The organism is Bacillus cereus group sp. MYBK5-2 (assembly GCF_051915685.1).
In the GTDB taxonomy this organism is placed as follows: Bacteria; Bacillota; Bacilli; order Bacillales; family Bacillaceae_G; genus Bacillus_A; species Bacillus_A cereus.
The window spans coordinates 71,461-87,136 of sequence record NZ_JBQAFE010000002.1 but is presented as its reverse complement, the minus strand read 5'-3'; the positions used below and the strand labels follow the sequence as shown (position 1 = coordinate 87,136).

Genomic DNA, 15,676 nt, shown 5'->3' with positions numbered 1-15,676 from the left:
CGCTTCCTAATAGCCCAATTGTTGTTATCAAAATAAAAAAACTCCTTGATTCATTTAAAGGAGTTTTCAATGTAAGATATTTCATTGATTCATATATCCTTCTCTAGATATACAATATCTTTTTGTATCGCGATTCTTACCTTTAATAAACATATCCTTCTGAATTGTATATTTGTACTCCATATTCAAACGTTTCATTAATTTTTCAGATGCTTCATTTTCTGAATCACATCCCGCTTCAATACTATTAAGATGCAACTCATGAAAACCATAGTAGAAAAAAGCTAATGCAGCCTCCGTAGCTAATCCTCTTCCCCAATATTTTCGAGATAAGGCGTATGCAATTTCTGCTGTATGTGTGACCAAATCATATTTTATAAATCCACACGTGCCTATAAGTTTTTTCTCCTCTTTTAATACAATTCCAAGAGGTGCTACTTGCCCTTCATTATATTGCCCCACAATTTCTTCTACATAGTTATATGTGTCACATAACGATCGATGAGCATCCCATACAGTAAAAGTTGTCATCTCTTTATCTGTAGCATACTCATATATATGTAAACTATCACTCATATTCATTTTCCTTAACATAAGTCGTTTCGTATACAACGTTGGATATGACCATTTCTCAATGATCATAACGGCTTCTGCTTAAACTTTTCATAATTCCGTACCTTTAGTAAAAGGATATTCCCGCAATCTGTACAAATATAAGCATCCACCGGTGAAGATGTGAACATCGTTTCCTTTTTCCGTATTTGTGCATATCCGACAAACTCACCTTCTCCTATGTTTTGAGAACCACAATTAGAGCATGTCTGCACGGTTTTTTGTTTCATGAGAGCACCACCTTTAATCTGTTTCCACTCCCTTCGACAGCTCACTTCCATTTCCCTTCCAAAAAACCTCTTATTCTCTCACATTTCAACAGGAATCTCAAAACAAAAATCGTATATGTACTATGAAATATATTTATTAACGGAGGAATTTTATGAATACTGTTATAACACTCGATATAGCAACAGAAATTGAAAATGCAGAAATTGATATGCTCTCTTCTAGATTAGAGGGACTACAAGCAATGATCGGAAATCCAATGCAAGTGCAAATGAAAAAGTTCGGTAGTGCCACTGCCTTTTCATCAAAAGTAATTGCTGGTCCTGCTTTTAATACGGTAAAAGGTATTACAAATGTAGATACGATAGATGCAATCATTTCTTATTATGAACCACTACAAATCCCTTGCCGTTTTGAAATTACACCCGCGCAAGGCACAACTGAATTATTTCAATACTTATCTGAAAAAGGATTTTACCAATCTAGCTTCCATACCGCTTTATATAGTAAACCGAAAGAAGATCCATCTCTTCTTCCTTCTAACATTTCAGTACGCAAACTAAAAGAAAATGAGTTTGATATTTTTGCAGACATATATGTACGTGGATTTAATATGCCCTCCTTTACAAAAGATGGCGTTCGCCAAAATAACGAAATTCTTTACAATAAACCAGAATGGCATTTTTTCATAGCTGAAGTTCAAAATAGCCCTGCTGGTATTGGTGTCCTGTATATAAATAAAGGTGTCGCATCATTAGCTGCTTCTGCTACTTTGCCAGAATTTCAGCGAAAAGGCTGTCATACTGCCTTAATTCAAAAACGAATTAAGACAGCTATTGAATCCAATTGTACTTTAATAGTTGGACAAGCAAGGTTCGGTAGCGGCAGTCAAAATAATATGGAACGTGCCCATATGAAAATTGCTTATACGAAATCAATATGGACTGCAAAAGACATATAATTAACATACTTTCTCTTTCTAGTACAATCTTATACATTTTATCCCGCATTAACGGGCAGTAAGACCCCCCATCCCAAAATTCAGCGAAAGCAAAGAAGTTAGGTGGGGTCGGGCTGATAATCAGTGGAAGGATGAACAAAAACCCCACTAATTAAAGTTTCACTTTATGACAATTCCTTTTCTATCCTATTAATCATTTGAATATTCCAACTAAATTTTTTACGCTATTACTAGATACATCATTCAACTTGCACTATGAAAAGAGAATTCTAATCAAACTACAAGGAGGAGAAATGTATGACTAAGCATGAACACGGTTTAAAAGAAAAAGTAGAAGGTGCCATTGATAAGGTAAAAGGCGAAGTAAAAGAAGTTGTTGGGAAAGTAACTGACAATAAGAAATTACAAGCTGAAGGAAAATGGGATAAGGTGAAAGGCACCGCCAAAGATACAGTTGGTAATGTGAAAGAAAAAGTACATGAATATAAGGAACATAAATAATAAAAAACACGTTAGATGAATTTTCATCTAACGTGTTTTTTATTTTACTTTATATACATAATGAACCAAATAACATACGATATATTTTTATTTCTCTATACTCTTTGTAAGCGGTTCTTTAAAGGCATTTCTATTCCATACAGCAAAAACAATAAGAGAAATAATAAAGAATACAACAAGACATATACCCAGATAATCAAAATTAACTACCTGTATGAGATTCCAAAACGGTCCCTGTAAATTATAGCTTTCAATAAGCAAAGATAATAGTTGATATCCCCCTATTAAAAAAGCCGTTATAACAGATATTGAGGTAATGAATACATTATATGAATTTCTTATTCGACTATTTTCCATTGCCCACTTATAATTCGTATTCATGAATGTACTATCTAATGTATCCATCAATGACATTCCTGCAGCAAACAAAACGGGAAAAGCAAATATACTTACAAGTGGAATAGATTGACTTGTTGCGGTTACTGTAGAAAGAGCAATTAACCCAATTTCACTTGCTGTATCAAAACCAAGACCAAATAAAAAACCGATCATATACAATTGCTTTTGACTATCAATAAACGTAAATAAACGCTGCGTGAAACGGTATATAAATCCTAAGTTTTCTGGCTGTTTTTCCTCTTGGCTTCGTAACACTTTAATAAGGTAAAACAGATTGGTAAGGCCGATAATAATAAGGAATGTACTAGAAACGATTGTACCGATAATACCGCCTATAGTTGAAAAACTCTCCATTCCATGTTTTGCCGTTTTTCCAATTAAAGCAATCAATACAATCATCACAAATACTACCGTAGAGTGTCCTAATGAGAAGTAAAATCCCACCCCCTGTGAGTTTTTACCTTTTTCAATTAATTTCCGAACAGTATTATCAATTGCGACAATATGATCACTATCAAACGCATGACGCAACCCTAAAGAATATGCAATAATAGCCATTCCGATTATGCTATTACCTTTATACAGTGCCGGTAATAATAAGAGAATTCCAAGCACATGAAGAAATATAATAATAACAAAAAAGTTAGTTGCCTTTTTCAGTTCACTTTTCCACATAGTTACTAACCCTTTCTACTTTAAATTGAATACTTTTGAAAAAGAAAAGTGCCATAATAAAAACTACAATCGTTATAATAGTCGCTAAAATAATTACAAAATTATTTAATACGTCTGTATGATTTGTAAGTGTTAACAGAGCTGGTACCGTTGCAGTAATCCAAGATTCAACAAAGCAAACAATACCTACATAAATATGAATCTTCTTTTTCAATCCATCTTGTAGGAAAAATAAAAACCAAAGGAATGCCCAAAAGAACCAAATTATTGTACTTTGTAGACTTCCACTCTCATGTAATTGATTCACTATTCCCATAACCGTTGCAATGATAGCAACCCAAAGAGAATAGTAACCTACACCTGCAGAATCAAGTTTTAATATATTCGTAAGACCAACATATAAATAAGTAAAACCAAATAAAAAAATAGTTCCATTAGATAGGATAGCCCACTCATCAGATTGACTTCCTGTAAATAATAAATATAATGGTGTCAAAGTTTGTAATGCCCCTACAAATAAATTAAAGTATCCTACACTTTTGCTATCAATGAGTTTAAAAGCTGCTAGTGAATTCATAAATAGAACTGCACCGACAAACAATAATCCCACATTAGTCATAGTATCCCCTTCTCTTACTTAATATTTTCGATAGGATGTTAATTCTTCATGTAGACAATTCTCTCTAACAAAACGATGGCACTGAAAAAATATAGACTCCATATCCTCTGTATTATGACTAAGTATGCGTATGACAAAGCCTTTACATGGTGTAGAAGATATTCCAATTTTCATATTGTTAGTGTTAGAAAGTGATGTTTTCAATGCTGCAATTAAATCATTTGTAATGTTCTCATTAATAACTATGAAAGTACCATAATGGGAATATTGATTTAATATTCCCATTTGATCTAACGACTCTTTGAAAGGGTTTAGCAATAGATGATCGTATACTACAAGTTTATTTTTCATATATATTTTTGTTAACGAATCAAAATATTGGTATGTGAACTTCTCCATATTTGGCGACCAACCAGGCGTAACTGAATCGCATAAAATCAATGTAGAATTATTTTGCATATATATATTTGTTTTTTGCTTATATGCTGCATCCTTGTACATAATTAACGGGTCTGGCAGATATTCCATAACAGCATTCTCACCAATATAAAAATTCAATTCTTGCAAAGCATAACTATTTGGAGTCTTGTAAACTTTCGTTGCTGATTGGCTTGTTATATATGTTTTCGCATCTTTACCAACATTTATATTTATAGAATAGAAATCTCCTTTTAAATAGCCTCCACCAGAATTCATAATATAGTAATATGCTCTACCATACTCATCCAAATATATTGGCTGCGTTACTTTTAAGGCATCTTTATGATAAACCTTAATAGGTACGGTTTTATGTCTCTTTTCCATCATATCAATGTTTAAGACACCTGTAGGGGATTTCATTTTTTCAGTCCTTCTAACATAATGTTCTGTCTCATCCAATTTATTAATTCTTGTAAACCTTCCTCATCCTTCAAATTTGTAAAAAAGTATGGTTTATTATGTCGGTAATTTTTCGTATCCTGCTCCATAACTCCAAGATTAGCTCCTACATAAGGTGCCAAATCCGTTTTATTAATTACAAATACATCAGATTTGATCATTCCTTGTCCACCTTTACGCGGAATCTTTTCTCCCTGTGCCACATCAATAATATAAATTGAAAAATCCACTAGCTCCGGACTAAATGTGGCAGCTAAATTATCACCCCCACTTTCAATAAAAATAATATCTAAATTATTATGTCTAATCATGAGTTCTTCAATTGCTTCAAAATTCATAGAAGCGTCCTCTCGAATTGCTGTATGCGGGCACCCCCCTGTCTCTACACCAATAATTCTATCTTCTGGTAAAACACCTGTTTTCAATAAAATCTTTGCATCTTCTTTCGTATAAATATCGTTTGTAATTGCTGCAATTTCATAATCTGTATTTAGATGTTTTGTTAACTTTTCAACTAACATGGTTTTCCCAGCACCTACCGGACCACCGATACCAATTTTAATAGGCTTTATCATTTTATTCTTCCTCCCTATGACATGAAGACCCTTACATTTACATCTTCATGTTGCATTTGATTTATTTCGAATTCAGGATCATTCAATCCAAAATCCTCTAATAAAAGTATTTGAATTCTATCAATAGATTCGCAGATCAATTCATGGCATTCTTGTAATAGTTTTTGACCATCTGTTTGTCCAAGAGGAATGGCTCTCACACCGTTTTGAATTATACTTCCAACACTTGAGTATAAGAAAACTAAGAGCGTTTCTTCTATTGTCATTTTCAATTCCGCCCCTAATATTCCGTATACGATACTCGGATGACCTTGTAATTTATTACCCATAATATTTTCTTTATATATATTTAAATTTACAAACGAGAACAATTCACACAATAATTTAGAAGTACTTTTACTAATCATTCTATTTGCTTTTCTACATTCAAAAGGCAATGTTTGTGCTGTTATTAAATCATCTAAAAATGTAATTTGTTCTCCCTCATTATTCTTAATGGCTTCGTAAGTATATTTGCAAATTAAGCCGTCCGTGTATGTTAATTGGACTTTTACATATCGATTAACCCATTTGAAAAACCCGTCTTTATTTTTAACTTGTCCCTCTTGAATAAATGTTTCTAATCCAAAAGAGTGACTAAAACTTCCTGTCGGGAAGTTCGAATCACCAATTTGGAGTAGGTTAAATATGTTTGTGCGAAGCATGCTTGAACGGTTTTGGTAATACTCTATTTTCTTTTTGATAAGGAACACCTTCCTTTTTAAGTAAATCTTCTACTAAGTAGTCGTTCGCCAAAATCATGCACCCTTCATCGAATTGTGCTGGTAAATGTCTATTCCCTAAGTTATGAGCAATAATTCCCATTTCTTTTATTGATGTTGGAGTAATTACAATTACCTCTTCTGGTAATACTTCAATATACACAATTCGATTTTCATCTTCATATAAAATATCACCGTTCTTTAATGTTTCTCCACTATCTAAAGACACCCCAATTTCAAAACCAGATTCTGAATATAATTTCTGAACTCTCTTCAGTAAAAGCTCACTAGAAATTAATATCTTATCAAGATGCTTTTTTGTGTTTGAGAAATCATTCATATTGCATACGTTGTTATTAATTTTTTCAATAATCATTTTATCTCCCCCGTTATATCAAAATAAAAAATATCTTTGAGCCATAGGTAGTATATCTACTGCTTCACACGTGATTACTTGTCCATCAACTTTAACTTCATATGTCTGCGGATCTACTTCAATTTCTGGTGTTGCATTATTTAGCTTCATATCTTGCTTCGAAATCTCTCTCGTATTTTTAACAGGTAATACAACTTTATTTAAACCTAATTTTTCTTTAATATTATTCTCATAAGCTACTTTCGATACAAATGTAATCGAACTTGACTGTACTGCTTTTCCATATGCACCAAACATCTTTTTTTCATAATATGGTTGTGGGGTAGGAATTGAAGCATTCTCGTCTCCCATTAATGCCATCACTACCATTCCGTTTTTCAAAACCATATCTGGCTTAACACCGAAAAATTGTGGATCCCATATTACAAGGTCTGCATACTTTCCTATTTCAATAGAGCCCACGTATTCTGAAATCCCATGTGTAATAGCTGGATTAATTGTATACTTAGCTATATAACGTTGAATTCTATTATTATCGTTATATTCTTTATCTCCCTCTAAACTACCAATCTGCTTTTTCATTTTATCGGCGGTTTGCCAATTGCGAATAATAACCTCTCCAACCCTTCCCATCGCCTGTGAGTCAGAGCTAATCATGCTGAAAACCCCTAAATCTTGCAAAATATCCTCTGCCGCGATTGTTTCTTTTCGAATCCTTGAATCTGCAAACATTACATCTTCTGGAATATTAGCTTTTAAATGATGACATACCATGAGCATATCTAAATGTTCATCCAGCGTATTCACTGTATATGGCAAGGTCGGGTTCGTTGATGATGGTAAAATATTATTCAGCGCAGCAATCTTTATAATATCTGGTGCATGCCCACCTCCAGCTCCTTCAGTGTGGTACGTATGAATAACACGATTATCAATAGCTTTTATCGTTTCTTCCACAAAACCACATTCGTTTAACGTATCCGTATGAATAGCGACTTGAATATCATATTTATCAGCAATCTGTAACGAGTGATTAATTGCTGACGAAGTTGCTCCCCAATCTTCATGGATTTTCAATCCGATAGCCCCTGCAAATATTTGTTCTTCCAGGGCAGGTAAACTTGAACTATTTCCTTTCCCTAAAAATCCAAGATTTATAGGAAAAGCTTCTGCTGCTTCTAGCATTTTTCTTAAATTCCAAGATCCAGGTGTTATTGTAGTTGCCTTAGTCCCTTCTGCCGGTCCTGTTCCCCCACCAATTAAAGTTGTTATACCTGAAGCCAATGCCGTATCAATTTGTTGTGGGGATATGAAATGCACATGTGTATCAATACCTCCAGCTGTAACGATTTTCCGCTCACCAGAAATTACTTCCGTTGATGTTCCAATGATGATATCAATATTATCCATAACTGAAGGATTACCACTCTTACCAATCGCTGAAATCTTCCCATCTTTTATACCAATATCCGCTTTATATACTCCCGTATAATCAATAATAATTGCATTCGTAATAACAACATCCACAACCCCCTGTTCTCTTGTAAGTTGTGAATTTTGTCCCATACCATCCCTAATTGATTTTCCTCCACCAAAGACAGCTTCATCACCATATACAGTGGCATTTCGATCAACATGTGCGAATAATTGTGTATCCGCTAAACGAATAGAATCTCCTGTAGTTGGACCATATAAATCAGCATATTGTTTACGTGACATCTTAAAACTCATGCTATCTCCCTCTTTTTGTGTAAGATTGAATATCGCCATCCACTTTATTTTTAAATCCATATACTTCTTGTTCCCCTGAATATGGAACTAGTTCAATCGTTTTTTCATCTCCAGGCTCAAATCTTACCGCTGTACCTGCTGGAATATTTAAATGTTGTCCAATTGCTACACTGCGATTGAATTTTAACGCCTCATTCACTTCATAAAAGTGGTAATGAGATCCAATTTGAATGGGTCTATCTCCCTGATTTATCACTTTGACTTTCATTGCTTTTTTATTTCCATTACATACTATGTCTTCTTTCGCAAGGATATATTGCCCTGGAATCATAACATTCACTTCCTTTAATGAATTGGTTGATGAATAGTTACTAATTTTGTTCCATCAGGAAAAGTTGCCTCAACTTGAATATCTGATATCATGTCTGCAATACCATCCATAACATCTTCAGCACTTAAAATGTTTTTTCCAAGTTCCATTAATTCCGCTACATTTTTACCATCTCTTGCTCCTTCCAAAATTTCATACGTAATAATAGCGATACTTTCTGGATAGTTTAACTTAAGCCCCCTCTCCTTTCGTCGATAAGCTAAATCAGCCGCAACAACTACTAGCAGTTTATCAATTTCTCTTGGCGTTAATCTCATTACAATCTTCCTTTCTGAAGTATTTTAAAACTAAGAATATTCTAAAAATAAAAGGTGTATTTTCAATGTCTTTTCCGTGTTTTCCCTATGTTTTTTTGCTATCAATCAAATAAAAAAAGAGCCGATGGGCTCTTTTTTTATTTTCCTTCATTCTTCTCTAACACGTATAAATCTTCTTCGATATTCGTTAATTTCTCACTTACAAGCTTTCTTGCATCTCCAATTGCTTGATTGTATGCAAATGGTCCAACTAATTTAACCATTTCTTCTATTAAACGCTCTGCTTGGAAACGTCCAATTTCATCTAGATCTTCTTCCATGAAAAATTGCTGAATTTGTGCTACAAGTTCTTCTTTTTTATCATTTGGTATTTTTATATTCATCATCGTTGTTACTCCTCTATATTTAAGATAGTATCTTCCTTAACTCTACCATAGAAAAACGATTACCAGGACAGCTTTTTGTAACTCCTTCTAACTCTCTATGACCGAGTATATTTTCTTTCTTTATAGCAAATTGCTTCATAAACAGTTTGCATAAAGAATATAATGCATTCACTTGTGCAGGAGTTGGATCGTATTTATCGAAATTTCCCGTCATACATATTCCAATTGTATGACGGTTATGGTCTTTCGCGTGCGCTCCAATATGTAAACCTCGTCCTTCCACTACAGTTCCATCCTTTTCGATAAAATAGTTGTAACCAATTCCGCTCCACCCCCTTACAGTTTGATGAAATTCATGCGTTTTATACACGTCCCATCCATCTTCAGCTGTATGGTGAATAATCAGTTTGTTTACTTTTTCTAAAGGAACTAATTCATCTTGAAATGTTAGATTGACACGTTTAATTTCCATTTGAACTGCCTCCTCTTAAAAATCAATCATAATAATCGTTTTATCATCTGGCCTTATTCTCTTTTCCGCTTCTAGCTCTTCAATAATTGCTATATATTCGTTTATACTATTCTTTCTTATATATGCAACAGTTTGTTCTAATGACCAATCTGGGTGAAATAACCCGTCTGAACAAATAAAAATCCCACTCACTTCATCTGTATGTAATTCACCATGTTGTAAATAATGTATCGCTTCTTTCATTCCATTTGCAACTGAGTAACCATTTGGCATATTTGCAAGATAACGATTGTACTTTAATTGTTCTCGAACATCTTGAAAAACAGGTTCTTCCGGCACAGATAAACCTTTCTTACGATCTTCTTCCCTCTTCCTTTTTGCTCGTTTACTAATTCCTTCAACTGTGTCTTTCGTTAATACTTGCATCGTTCCATTTTGAAAAGTTGCGACAATCATACAGTCCCCAAGCTGCGCATATTCAATTTTCTCACCAACTATTTGAACTGCCGCGATACATGTGCACCACAAATGCTCTTTTTTTCTCGTGTCTACTTCATATTCTAACATTTTGCTTTGTAATGCTTCATTTGCTTTGGCAACTGCAAATTGTAAACTATGATTCTCTCGTAATGCAGTAAAATAATTTGCAAATAAATGCGAAGCGATGTATGCCCCATTATGTCCATTTTCATCACGAAACGGGACAAGTGGTGTTGCACCGTCACATACACCATAAATCTTTTTATCTTTATTACAAAAATAAGAATCCTCACATTCTTGCTTCAACGGGCTTTTCTGTTGATATGTTTTTATCTTCACAACTGTATCCCCTTTCAAATGATAAAATACTCAAATTCTTTCGATTAATCTAATTTACCAAAATAAACTGTTTTTACCCAAAACTTTCAATATCATATATAATCTTGAAATAATATGAATTTTTCAGTGAAGGACGGGAAAGAAATGGTCAGATTCCTTGGTGTTATTATCGGTTCTATTATTATTGCGGTTGCCTTTAATCTTTTCCTTATCCCCCACAAAATTTTAAGTAGTGGAATTGGCGGAATTGCTATTATTTTAGGGATTGTAACCCCTGTAAACACAGGCATTATTAACTTTGTATTAAACTTACCTATCCTTATTTTAGGGTACATAGGCCTTGGAAAAAAAGTAATTTTTAACACAGTTGTCTCTGTAGTTGTATTATCTGTTGCATTATACTACGTTCCAGTAAAAGTCGTAGCAACAGATCCATTGTTATCTTCTATCTTCGGAGGTGTAATCGCCGGAGCTGGTATTGGTCTTGTTTTTAACTGTAATGGATCCACTGGTGGATTTGATATTATCGGTATGCTTTTATCCCGCAAGCGAGACATTAAACTTGGCGGATTCCTTATTATTTTAAATGCAGTCGTTGTAATAATCGCAGGATTCTTCTTCACCTGGGATGTTGCACTTACAAGCTTACTTTCAATTTATGTAACTGGTAAAGTAATTGATGCTGTTCATACAAAACATCGTAAAGTTACACTTATGATTGTAACAAATGAAGCAGAAAAAATGAAAAAACAACTTCTTTCAACTGTTGTACGTGGAATAACGTTACTTGATGGCGAAGGTGCTTATTCAAGCGAGAAAAAGCGTGTACTTATGACCGTCGTTTCTCGTGAAGAATTAGCAAGTATGAAACTAACAATTTCTGAAATCGACCCGAATGCTTTCGTTAATATTACAGAAACTGTAGAAGTGTTAGGACTTTTCAGAAGAAGTTAAAGACTAGGTGGGAATCCACCTAGTCTTTATTTTGCATAAATTCAATTCGGTTTCCAAATGGATCTGACACGTAAAATCGAATTACATCTGGCCGTGCATAATCATCAATCACTTTAACACCTTGCTCTATAAGTGTTTGCTTAAATTCATTAATTTCATTCACATAAAAAGCTGGATGAGCCTTTTTAGCTGGTGTAAAGTTCCGCTCGACACCAATATGGATTTCTTGATTTCCACATTTAAACCAACATCCACCTCGTTTTTTCAACTCTTCTGGCTTTGGAATTTCTTCCATACCAATCGTATTCCCATAAAAATCACGCGCCTCTTCTTCACACCCTACAGGTGCAGCTACTTGCACGTGATCAATCCCTTGAATATAATTTTTCATTTTCTCTCCCCCTCCTCTACCCTAATGTTATACGGAAAACAGCCGTCTGTAACTTACAAAAGGTTTATAAAACAATATAAGCTCCCCTTATTACCATCCTGCACTCACCTTACAAAAAATAAAAAAACAAAATTCATTCTATAACTTCCATTTTTTATAGAAATACACATTACATCTATATTATAGTTATGAATAGACAAATCTTTTTAGATGCTATTTGTACGGAGGAACTATTATGAGTCGTAAAAAATATTCACCAACTCAAAAAAAACGTCATCCGAACATTTCTAGACGTTTGCGAAACCATATACAAGATCGTTCATTAACAGAAATGTACGCATCTCTGTTCGAACACAATCCTGATAGTATTATTTCATTAAATTTAGAAGGAGTTATTCTACATATAAATCCTTCTGCCGAAAGAATATTAGGTTACACTTCTTTAGAATTAGAACAGAAAAATATTACCTCTATTTTAGAAGCCCATATTTCTGAGCAAGTATTACAAAATATAAAGAATACTGAAGCGGATAATCAACAAGAGTATATCTTATCTATTTATCATAAAAATGGATTCTTATTAGATGTTGTGACAAAACTAGTTCCTATTTTTGTTCAAAATCGTCTTACTGGCGTATATGCTATTATGAAGCCGCTTGAAAAATCAGAAAGAATTGAGAATATGCTAAAAGAAAGTGAGAAGAGATTACGTACATTAGTAAACTCCATGCCTGCGTTTGTTATATTTAAAGATCATGAAGGGCGCTGGCTTGAGGCAAATGACTACGCACTTTCTTGCTTCAATTTCCATCATGTACCTTACCACGGGAAAAAAGATAGCGAACTCATTCAATATAATGAAGCATACCGAGAAGCTTTTTTACATTGTGAAGAAATCGATGAACTAGCATGGCAACAAAGACAAATTCTTCATGGCGAGGAATTTATTATACATAGAGATGATTTCGATCTAATCTTAAGTATATCAAAAGTCCCGCTTTATCATCCTGACGGTTCTCGCAAAGGTCTTATCGTGATGGGGAGAGATGTTACTGAGCTAAAAGAAACTGAAAAGTTACTACGAAAATCAGAGAAGCTCGCAGTAGTCGGACAACTGACAGCTGGAATTGCCCATGAAATTCGAAATCCACTCACTTCTCTAAAAGGTTTTCTAACGTTGCTCCTCCCTGAAATAAATGAGGAGCAAAAATGGTATATCGATGTTATGTTAAGTGAGATTTCACAAATGGAATCCATCACGAGTCAATTTATGGCGATGTCTAAGCCACAAGTATTATCTATCCAAACTTGTAACATACAAACTTTAATTGAAGAGGTAGTTACATTTATTTTACCGACTGCAATTATGCATAGCGTTCATATCATCATGGATCATTTTGATTACGTATATGATATTCAATGTGACGGTAACCAATTAAAACAAGTTTTTATAAACATATTAAAAAATGCGATAGAAGCAATGCCAAATGGCGGAAATATTTTCATCCAAACAAAACCATTAGAGAATAATTTCATCTTAATACGAATTATCGATGAAGGTTGTGGCATTCCAGAAGATCGTATCTCCCGTCTAGGCGAACCTTTTTATAGTTTAAAAGAAAAAGGCACAGGACTAGGATTAATGATGTGTTACAAAATAATTGAAGAACATCATGGTAAATTACACATTTCAAGCGAATTAAATAAAGGTACAATTGTTGATATTGAGCTACCACTTTCTTCATCTCACCTTGCAATCCAGTCTTAAATAAAAAAGAAGCATCTGCTAATCGTTAGCAGATGCTTCTTTTTTTAAAATACTTTGTCATACCACTCTTTTGCTTTTTCTACTTCACCCATCGTTAATTGATGCCCTCGATTTTCCCAATGCATTGTTACATTCGCATTTGCATTTTCTAATAGTACCTTCAATTCCTCTGACTCTGCTGATGAACAAATTGGGTCATTTGTCCCAGCAGCAATAAACACAGATTTCCCTGCTAAATTTGCTAATTGCATTCCTCTTCTAGGCACCATTGGGTGATGAAGCACAGCACCTTTTAATGCATTCTCATAATGGAATAATAAGCTTGCTGCGATATTTGCCCCATTCGAATAACCGATAGCTACAATGTTGTTTCTATCGAATTTATATTCTTTAGCCGCTTCATCTAAAAATTCATTTAATTCCTTCGTACGGAAAATTAAATCCTCTTCATCAAAAATGCCCTCTGCTAATCGGCGGAAGAAACGCGGCATCCCATTCTCTAACACATTTCCCCTAACGCTTAATACCGACGCTTCCGGATCAATTATTTCTGCAAGTGGTAGTAAATCTAATTCATTACCACCTGTGCCATGAAGTAATAATAACACTGGTTTTGACGTATCTTTTCCTTTTTGAAAAACATGTTTCATCATAATCCTTTCCCCCCTTCAATCACTTTAATCTAAATTTCTCACTTCAAATGGTAAAAGCGTTTGTTCAATCTGTTTTCTATGTTGTTCATATTGTTCCGGTAACTTTAATTCCTCACCCATCGTCTCTAACGATTCATCATGAGCGAAACCAGGAGGATCTGTTGCAATTTCAAATAAGATTTCACCATGTTCTCTAAAATAAATCGCGTTAAAATAATTTCGATCTTGTACAGGAGTTACGTGATATCCAAAACGCGACACATGCTCTTTCCAGTCTAGCTGATCAGCATCGTCAATCGCTCTCCAAGCTATATGATGAACTGTACCAACGCCCATTTGGCCACGACCGATTGTTGATAATTTCAAATCAATAATATTTCCAATATCAGCAGAAGAACGGAATCGAACAAATTCACCCTCTTCTCCGATTTTCTCAAGACCCATAATATGTTCTAACAATTCAGCTGTTTTTTGAGGCTGTGCAGATAAAAGAACAGCACCTCCAAACCCTTTAATTGCTACTTCTGGTGTAACTTCTCCAAAACTCCAATTATTTAATTCGCCTGCTTCTCTTTCAACTAATTCTATATGCAAACCATGCGGATCATCAAATTCTAAATACTGCTCTCCAAAACGAGTCATTTTCGTATACGAAACATCGAATTTTTCTAATCTATTTTCCCAAAACTCCATTGCACCTTTTGGTACAACGTAAGACGTAATTCCTACTTGACCGTCCCCAATAATACCTTGACGAGCACCTGCCCATGGGAAAAACGTAATAATTGTTCCAGGTTTTCCTCCTTCATTTCCAAAATAAAGATGGTACGTACCTGGATCATCAAAATTCACTGTTTGTTTCACTAAACGTAACCCTAATACACCAGCATAAAAGTCTACATTTTCTTGTGGATGCCCTACAATCGCTGTAATGTGATGGATTCCCATTGTTTTCTTTTCCATTTCTTCCACTCCTTTTTTATTTCATTATAAAAATTCTTTTACATTTAAATTCATTATTCATTTTGTCCATGCTGCAAAGTAAAATCCGTTATAATAATTTTATCTCGAATTCGAGATATTGATTATAAAAATACACATTAACTTCCAGCTTGTCAATTCATCTCAAATTCGAGATAGTTTTCAAAAAATATTTATTCCATTTAAAATCTTTATTCGAAGTACAAATTAACTTGAACTCAAATTTATTATAAGTTACTTACTTTTAGTTGTCAATAAGTTCCTTATTTTCACTTTAAATAAAAAAA

The 15,676-nt window shown here is 34.0% G+C and carries 21 protein-coding genes; 4 read left to right on the top strand and 17 right to left on the bottom strand.

Features of this window, described 5'->3' with window-relative positions; translation table 11 throughout:
- Positions 1-81: 81 nt before the first annotated feature.
- Positions 82-642 carry a GNAT family N-acetyltransferase gene (locus tag ACTFP3_RS08785; protein ID WP_000582845.1) on the bottom strand — a complete coding sequence of 187 codons (561 nt, stop codon included), beginning with the start codon at positions 640-642 and terminating at the stop codon, positions 82-84.
- Positions 639-842 (bottom strand): hypothetical protein, encoded by a 204-nt coding sequence (locus ACTFP3_RS08780; RefSeq protein ID WP_208906040.1) that lies wholly within the window; start codon positions 840-842, stop codon positions 639-641. Before ACTFP3_RS08780 ends, ACTFP3_RS08785 begins: the two co-directional genes overlap by 4 nt.
- Before the next feature lie 152 nt (positions 843-994).
- On the opposite strand from ACTFP3_RS08780, the gene ACTFP3_RS08775 reads away from it, so the two are divergent.
- Positions 995-1,801, top strand: a complete 807-nt coding sequence (locus ACTFP3_RS08775; protein ID WP_440010078.1) for a GNAT family N-acetyltransferase — start codon at positions 995-997, stop codon at positions 1,799-1,801.
- Positions 1,802-2,098: 297 nt separating this feature from the next.
- Positions 2,099-2,302: a CsbD family protein gene (locus ACTFP3_RS08770; RefSeq protein ID WP_095690377.1), complete on the top strand. Its 204-nt coding sequence runs from the start codon at positions 2,099-2,101 to the stop codon at positions 2,300-2,302.
- An 87-nt stretch (positions 2,303-2,389) separates the two neighbouring features.
- On the opposite strand, the gene ACTFP3_RS08765 is transcribed toward ACTFP3_RS08770, so the two are convergent.
- From ACTFP3_RS08765 to ACTFP3_RS08710, 12 genes are all read right to left on the bottom strand, one after another.
- Positions 2,390-3,376 (bottom strand): HoxN/HupN/NixA family nickel/cobalt transporter, encoded by a 987-nt coding sequence (locus ACTFP3_RS08765; RefSeq protein ID WP_157418582.1) that lies wholly within the window; start codon positions 3,374-3,376, stop codon positions 2,390-2,392.
- Positions 3,363-3,995, bottom strand: a complete 633-nt coding sequence (locus tag ACTFP3_RS08760; protein ID WP_049106784.1) for an AmiS/UreI family transporter — start codon at positions 3,993-3,995, stop codon at positions 3,363-3,365. The genes ACTFP3_RS08765 and ACTFP3_RS08760 overlap by 14 nt, the downstream gene beginning before the upstream one ends.
- A gap of 18 nt (positions 3,996-4,013) precedes the next feature.
- Entirely contained in the window at positions 4,014-4,835 is an 822-nt protein-coding gene (locus ACTFP3_RS08755; RefSeq protein WP_157418581.1) for an urease accessory protein UreD, read from the bottom strand.
- Positions 4,832-5,449 carry an urease accessory protein UreG gene (ureG, locus tag ACTFP3_RS08750; protein WP_000594926.1) on the bottom strand — a complete coding sequence of 206 codons (618 nt, stop codon included), beginning with the start codon at positions 5,447-5,449 and terminating at the stop codon, positions 4,832-4,834. The genes ACTFP3_RS08755 and ureG overlap by 4 nt, the downstream gene beginning before the upstream one ends.
- Before the next feature lie 14 nt (positions 5,450-5,463).
- On the bottom strand, positions 5,464-6,153 hold the full coding sequence (locus tag ACTFP3_RS08745; RefSeq protein WP_326036436.1) for an urease accessory protein UreF: 690 nt from the start codon (positions 6,151-6,153) through the stop codon (positions 5,464-5,466).
- The gene (locus ACTFP3_RS08740) at positions 6,131-6,586 is read right to left on the bottom strand and encodes an urease accessory protein UreE (protein ID WP_000582806.1); all 456 of its coding nucleotides are present in this window, start codon (positions 6,584-6,586) and stop codon (positions 6,131-6,133) included. The genes ACTFP3_RS08745 and ACTFP3_RS08740 overlap by 23 nt, the downstream gene beginning before the upstream one ends.
- A gap of 18 nt (positions 6,587-6,604) precedes the next feature.
- Entirely contained in the window at positions 6,605-8,317 is a 1,713-nt protein-coding gene (ureC, locus tag ACTFP3_RS08735) for an urease subunit alpha (protein WP_049106780.1), read from the bottom strand.
- A 1-nt stretch (position 8,318) separates the two neighbouring features.
- The gene (locus ACTFP3_RS08730) at positions 8,319-8,648 is read right to left on the bottom strand and encodes an urease subunit beta (protein WP_000612160.1); all 330 of its coding nucleotides are present in this window, start codon (positions 8,646-8,648) and stop codon (positions 8,319-8,321) included.
- 14 nt (positions 8,649-8,662) lie between these two features.
- Positions 8,663-8,965, bottom strand: coding sequence for an urease subunit gamma (locus tag ACTFP3_RS08725; protein ID WP_001241327.1), 303 nt, complete (start codon positions 8,963-8,965; stop codon positions 8,663-8,665).
- Between the two features lie 137 nt (positions 8,966-9,102).
- Positions 9,103-9,351: a DUF2164 domain-containing protein gene (locus ACTFP3_RS08720; protein WP_440010069.1), complete on the bottom strand. Its 249-nt coding sequence runs from the start codon at positions 9,349-9,351 to the stop codon at positions 9,103-9,105.
- Positions 9,352-9,370: 19 nt separating this feature from the next.
- On the bottom strand, positions 9,371-9,823 hold the full coding sequence (locus ACTFP3_RS08715; RefSeq protein ID WP_000403999.1) for a peptidoglycan recognition protein family protein: 453 nt from the start codon (positions 9,821-9,823) through the stop codon (positions 9,371-9,373).
- A 15-nt stretch (positions 9,824-9,838) separates the two neighbouring features.
- A complete protein-coding gene (locus ACTFP3_RS08710; protein ID WP_440010066.1) occupies positions 9,839-10,660 on the bottom strand; it encodes a protein phosphatase 2C domain-containing protein in 822 nt (273 codons plus the stop codon).
- A gap of 126 nt (positions 10,661-10,786) precedes the next feature.
- On the opposite strand from ACTFP3_RS08710, the gene ACTFP3_RS08705 reads away from it, so the two are divergent.
- Positions 10,787-11,596: a YitT family protein gene (locus tag ACTFP3_RS08705; RefSeq protein WP_000251344.1), complete on the top strand. Its 810-nt coding sequence runs from the start codon at positions 10,787-10,789 to the stop codon at positions 11,594-11,596.
- Between the two features lie 19 nt (positions 11,597-11,615).
- On the opposite strand, the gene ACTFP3_RS08700 is transcribed toward ACTFP3_RS08705, so the two are convergent.
- Entirely contained in the window at positions 11,616-11,987 is a 372-nt protein-coding gene (locus ACTFP3_RS08700) for a VOC family protein (RefSeq protein ID WP_000800772.1), read from the bottom strand.
- 235 nt (positions 11,988-12,222) lie between these two features.
- Between ACTFP3_RS08700 and ACTFP3_RS08695 the strand changes: the two genes are divergently transcribed.
- Positions 12,223-13,755, top strand: coding sequence for a BA3702 family sensor histidine kinase (locus ACTFP3_RS08695; protein WP_149149872.1), 1,533 nt, complete (start codon positions 12,223-12,225; stop codon positions 13,753-13,755).
- A 44-nt stretch (positions 13,756-13,799) separates the two neighbouring features.
- Here ACTFP3_RS08695 and ACTFP3_RS08690 read toward each other — a convergent pair whose 3' ends face one another.
- Together ACTFP3_RS08690 and ACTFP3_RS08685 are read right to left on the bottom strand one after the other, a co-directional pair.
- Positions 13,800-14,408 carry an alpha/beta hydrolase gene (locus ACTFP3_RS08690; RefSeq protein ID WP_284996936.1) on the bottom strand — a complete coding sequence of 203 codons (609 nt, stop codon included), beginning with the start codon at positions 14,406-14,408 and terminating at the stop codon, positions 13,800-13,802.
- Positions 14,409-14,432: 24 nt separating this feature from the next.
- Complete coding sequence (locus ACTFP3_RS08685) at positions 14,433-15,371, bottom strand: ring-cleaving dioxygenase (protein WP_000412727.1); 939 nt, start codon at positions 15,369-15,371, stop codon at positions 14,433-14,435.
- Positions 15,372-15,676: the final 305 nt, after the last annotated feature.

Excerpts from the sequence above, each read along its gene's own strand:
- ACTFP3_RS08785 (WP_000582845.1), bottom strand. The coding sequence starts at position 642 with ATGATCATTGAGAAATGGTCATATCCAACGTTGTATACGAAACGACTT.
- ACTFP3_RS08780 (WP_208906040.1), bottom strand. The coding sequence starts at position 842 with ATGAAACAAAAAACCGTGCAGACATGCTCTAATTGTGGTTCTCAAAAC.
- ACTFP3_RS08775 (WP_440010078.1), top strand. The coding sequence starts at position 995 with ATGAATACTGTTATAACACTCGATATAGCAACAGAAATTGAAAATGCA.
- ACTFP3_RS08770 (WP_095690377.1), top strand. The coding sequence starts at position 2,099 with ATGACTAAGCATGAACACGGTTTAAAAGAAAAAGTAGAAGGTGCCATT.
- ACTFP3_RS08765 (WP_157418582.1), bottom strand. The coding sequence starts at position 3,376 with ATGTGGAAAAGTGAACTGAAAAAGGCAACTAACTTTTTTGTTATTATT.
- ACTFP3_RS08760 (WP_049106784.1), bottom strand. The coding sequence starts at position 3,995 with ATGACTAATGTGGGATTATTGTTTGTCGGTGCAGTTCTATTTATGAAT.
- ACTFP3_RS08755 (WP_157418581.1), bottom strand. The coding sequence starts at position 4,835 with ATGAAATCCCCTACAGGTGTCTTAAACATTGATATGATGGAAAAGAGA.
- ureG (WP_000594926.1), bottom strand. The coding sequence starts at position 5,449 with ATGATAAAGCCTATTAAAATTGGTATCGGTGGTCCGGTAGGTGCTGGG.
- ACTFP3_RS08745 (WP_326036436.1), bottom strand. The coding sequence starts at position 6,153 with ATGCTTCGCACAAACATATTTAACCTACTCCAAATTGGTGATTCGAAC.
- ACTFP3_RS08740 (WP_000582806.1), bottom strand. The coding sequence starts at position 6,586 with ATGATTATTGAAAAAATTAATAACAACGTATGCAATATGAATGATTTC.
- ureC (WP_049106780.1), bottom strand. The coding sequence starts at position 8,317 with ATGAGTTTTAAGATGTCACGTAAACAATATGCTGATTTATATGGTCCA.
- ACTFP3_RS08730 (WP_000612160.1), bottom strand. The coding sequence starts at position 8,648 with ATGATTCCAGGGCAATATATCCTTGCGAAAGAAGACATAGTATGTAAT.
- ACTFP3_RS08725 (WP_001241327.1), bottom strand. The coding sequence starts at position 8,965 with ATGAGATTAACGCCAAGAGAAATTGATAAACTGCTAGTAGTTGTTGCG.
- ACTFP3_RS08720 (WP_440010069.1), bottom strand. The coding sequence starts at position 9,351 with ATGATGAATATAAAAATACCAAATGATAAAAAAGAAGAACTTGTAGCA.
- ACTFP3_RS08715 (WP_000403999.1), bottom strand. The coding sequence starts at position 9,823 with ATGGAAATTAAACGTGTCAATCTAACATTTCAAGATGAATTAGTTCCT.
- ACTFP3_RS08705 (WP_000251344.1), top strand. The coding sequence starts at position 10,787 with ATGGTCAGATTCCTTGGTGTTATTATCGGTTCTATTATTATTGCGGTT.
- ACTFP3_RS08700 (WP_000800772.1), bottom strand. The coding sequence starts at position 11,987 with ATGAAAAATTATATTCAAGGGATTGATCACGTGCAAGTAGCTGCACCT.
- ACTFP3_RS08695 (WP_149149872.1), top strand. The coding sequence starts at position 12,223 with ATGAGTCGTAAAAAATATTCACCAACTCAAAAAAAACGTCATCCGAAC.
- ACTFP3_RS08690 (WP_284996936.1), bottom strand. The coding sequence starts at position 14,408 with ATGATGAAACATGTTTTTCAAAAAGGAAAAGATACGTCAAAACCAGTG.
- ACTFP3_RS08685 (WP_000412727.1), bottom strand. The coding sequence starts at position 15,371 with ATGGAAAAGAAAACAATGGGAATCCATCACATTACAGCGATTGTAGGG.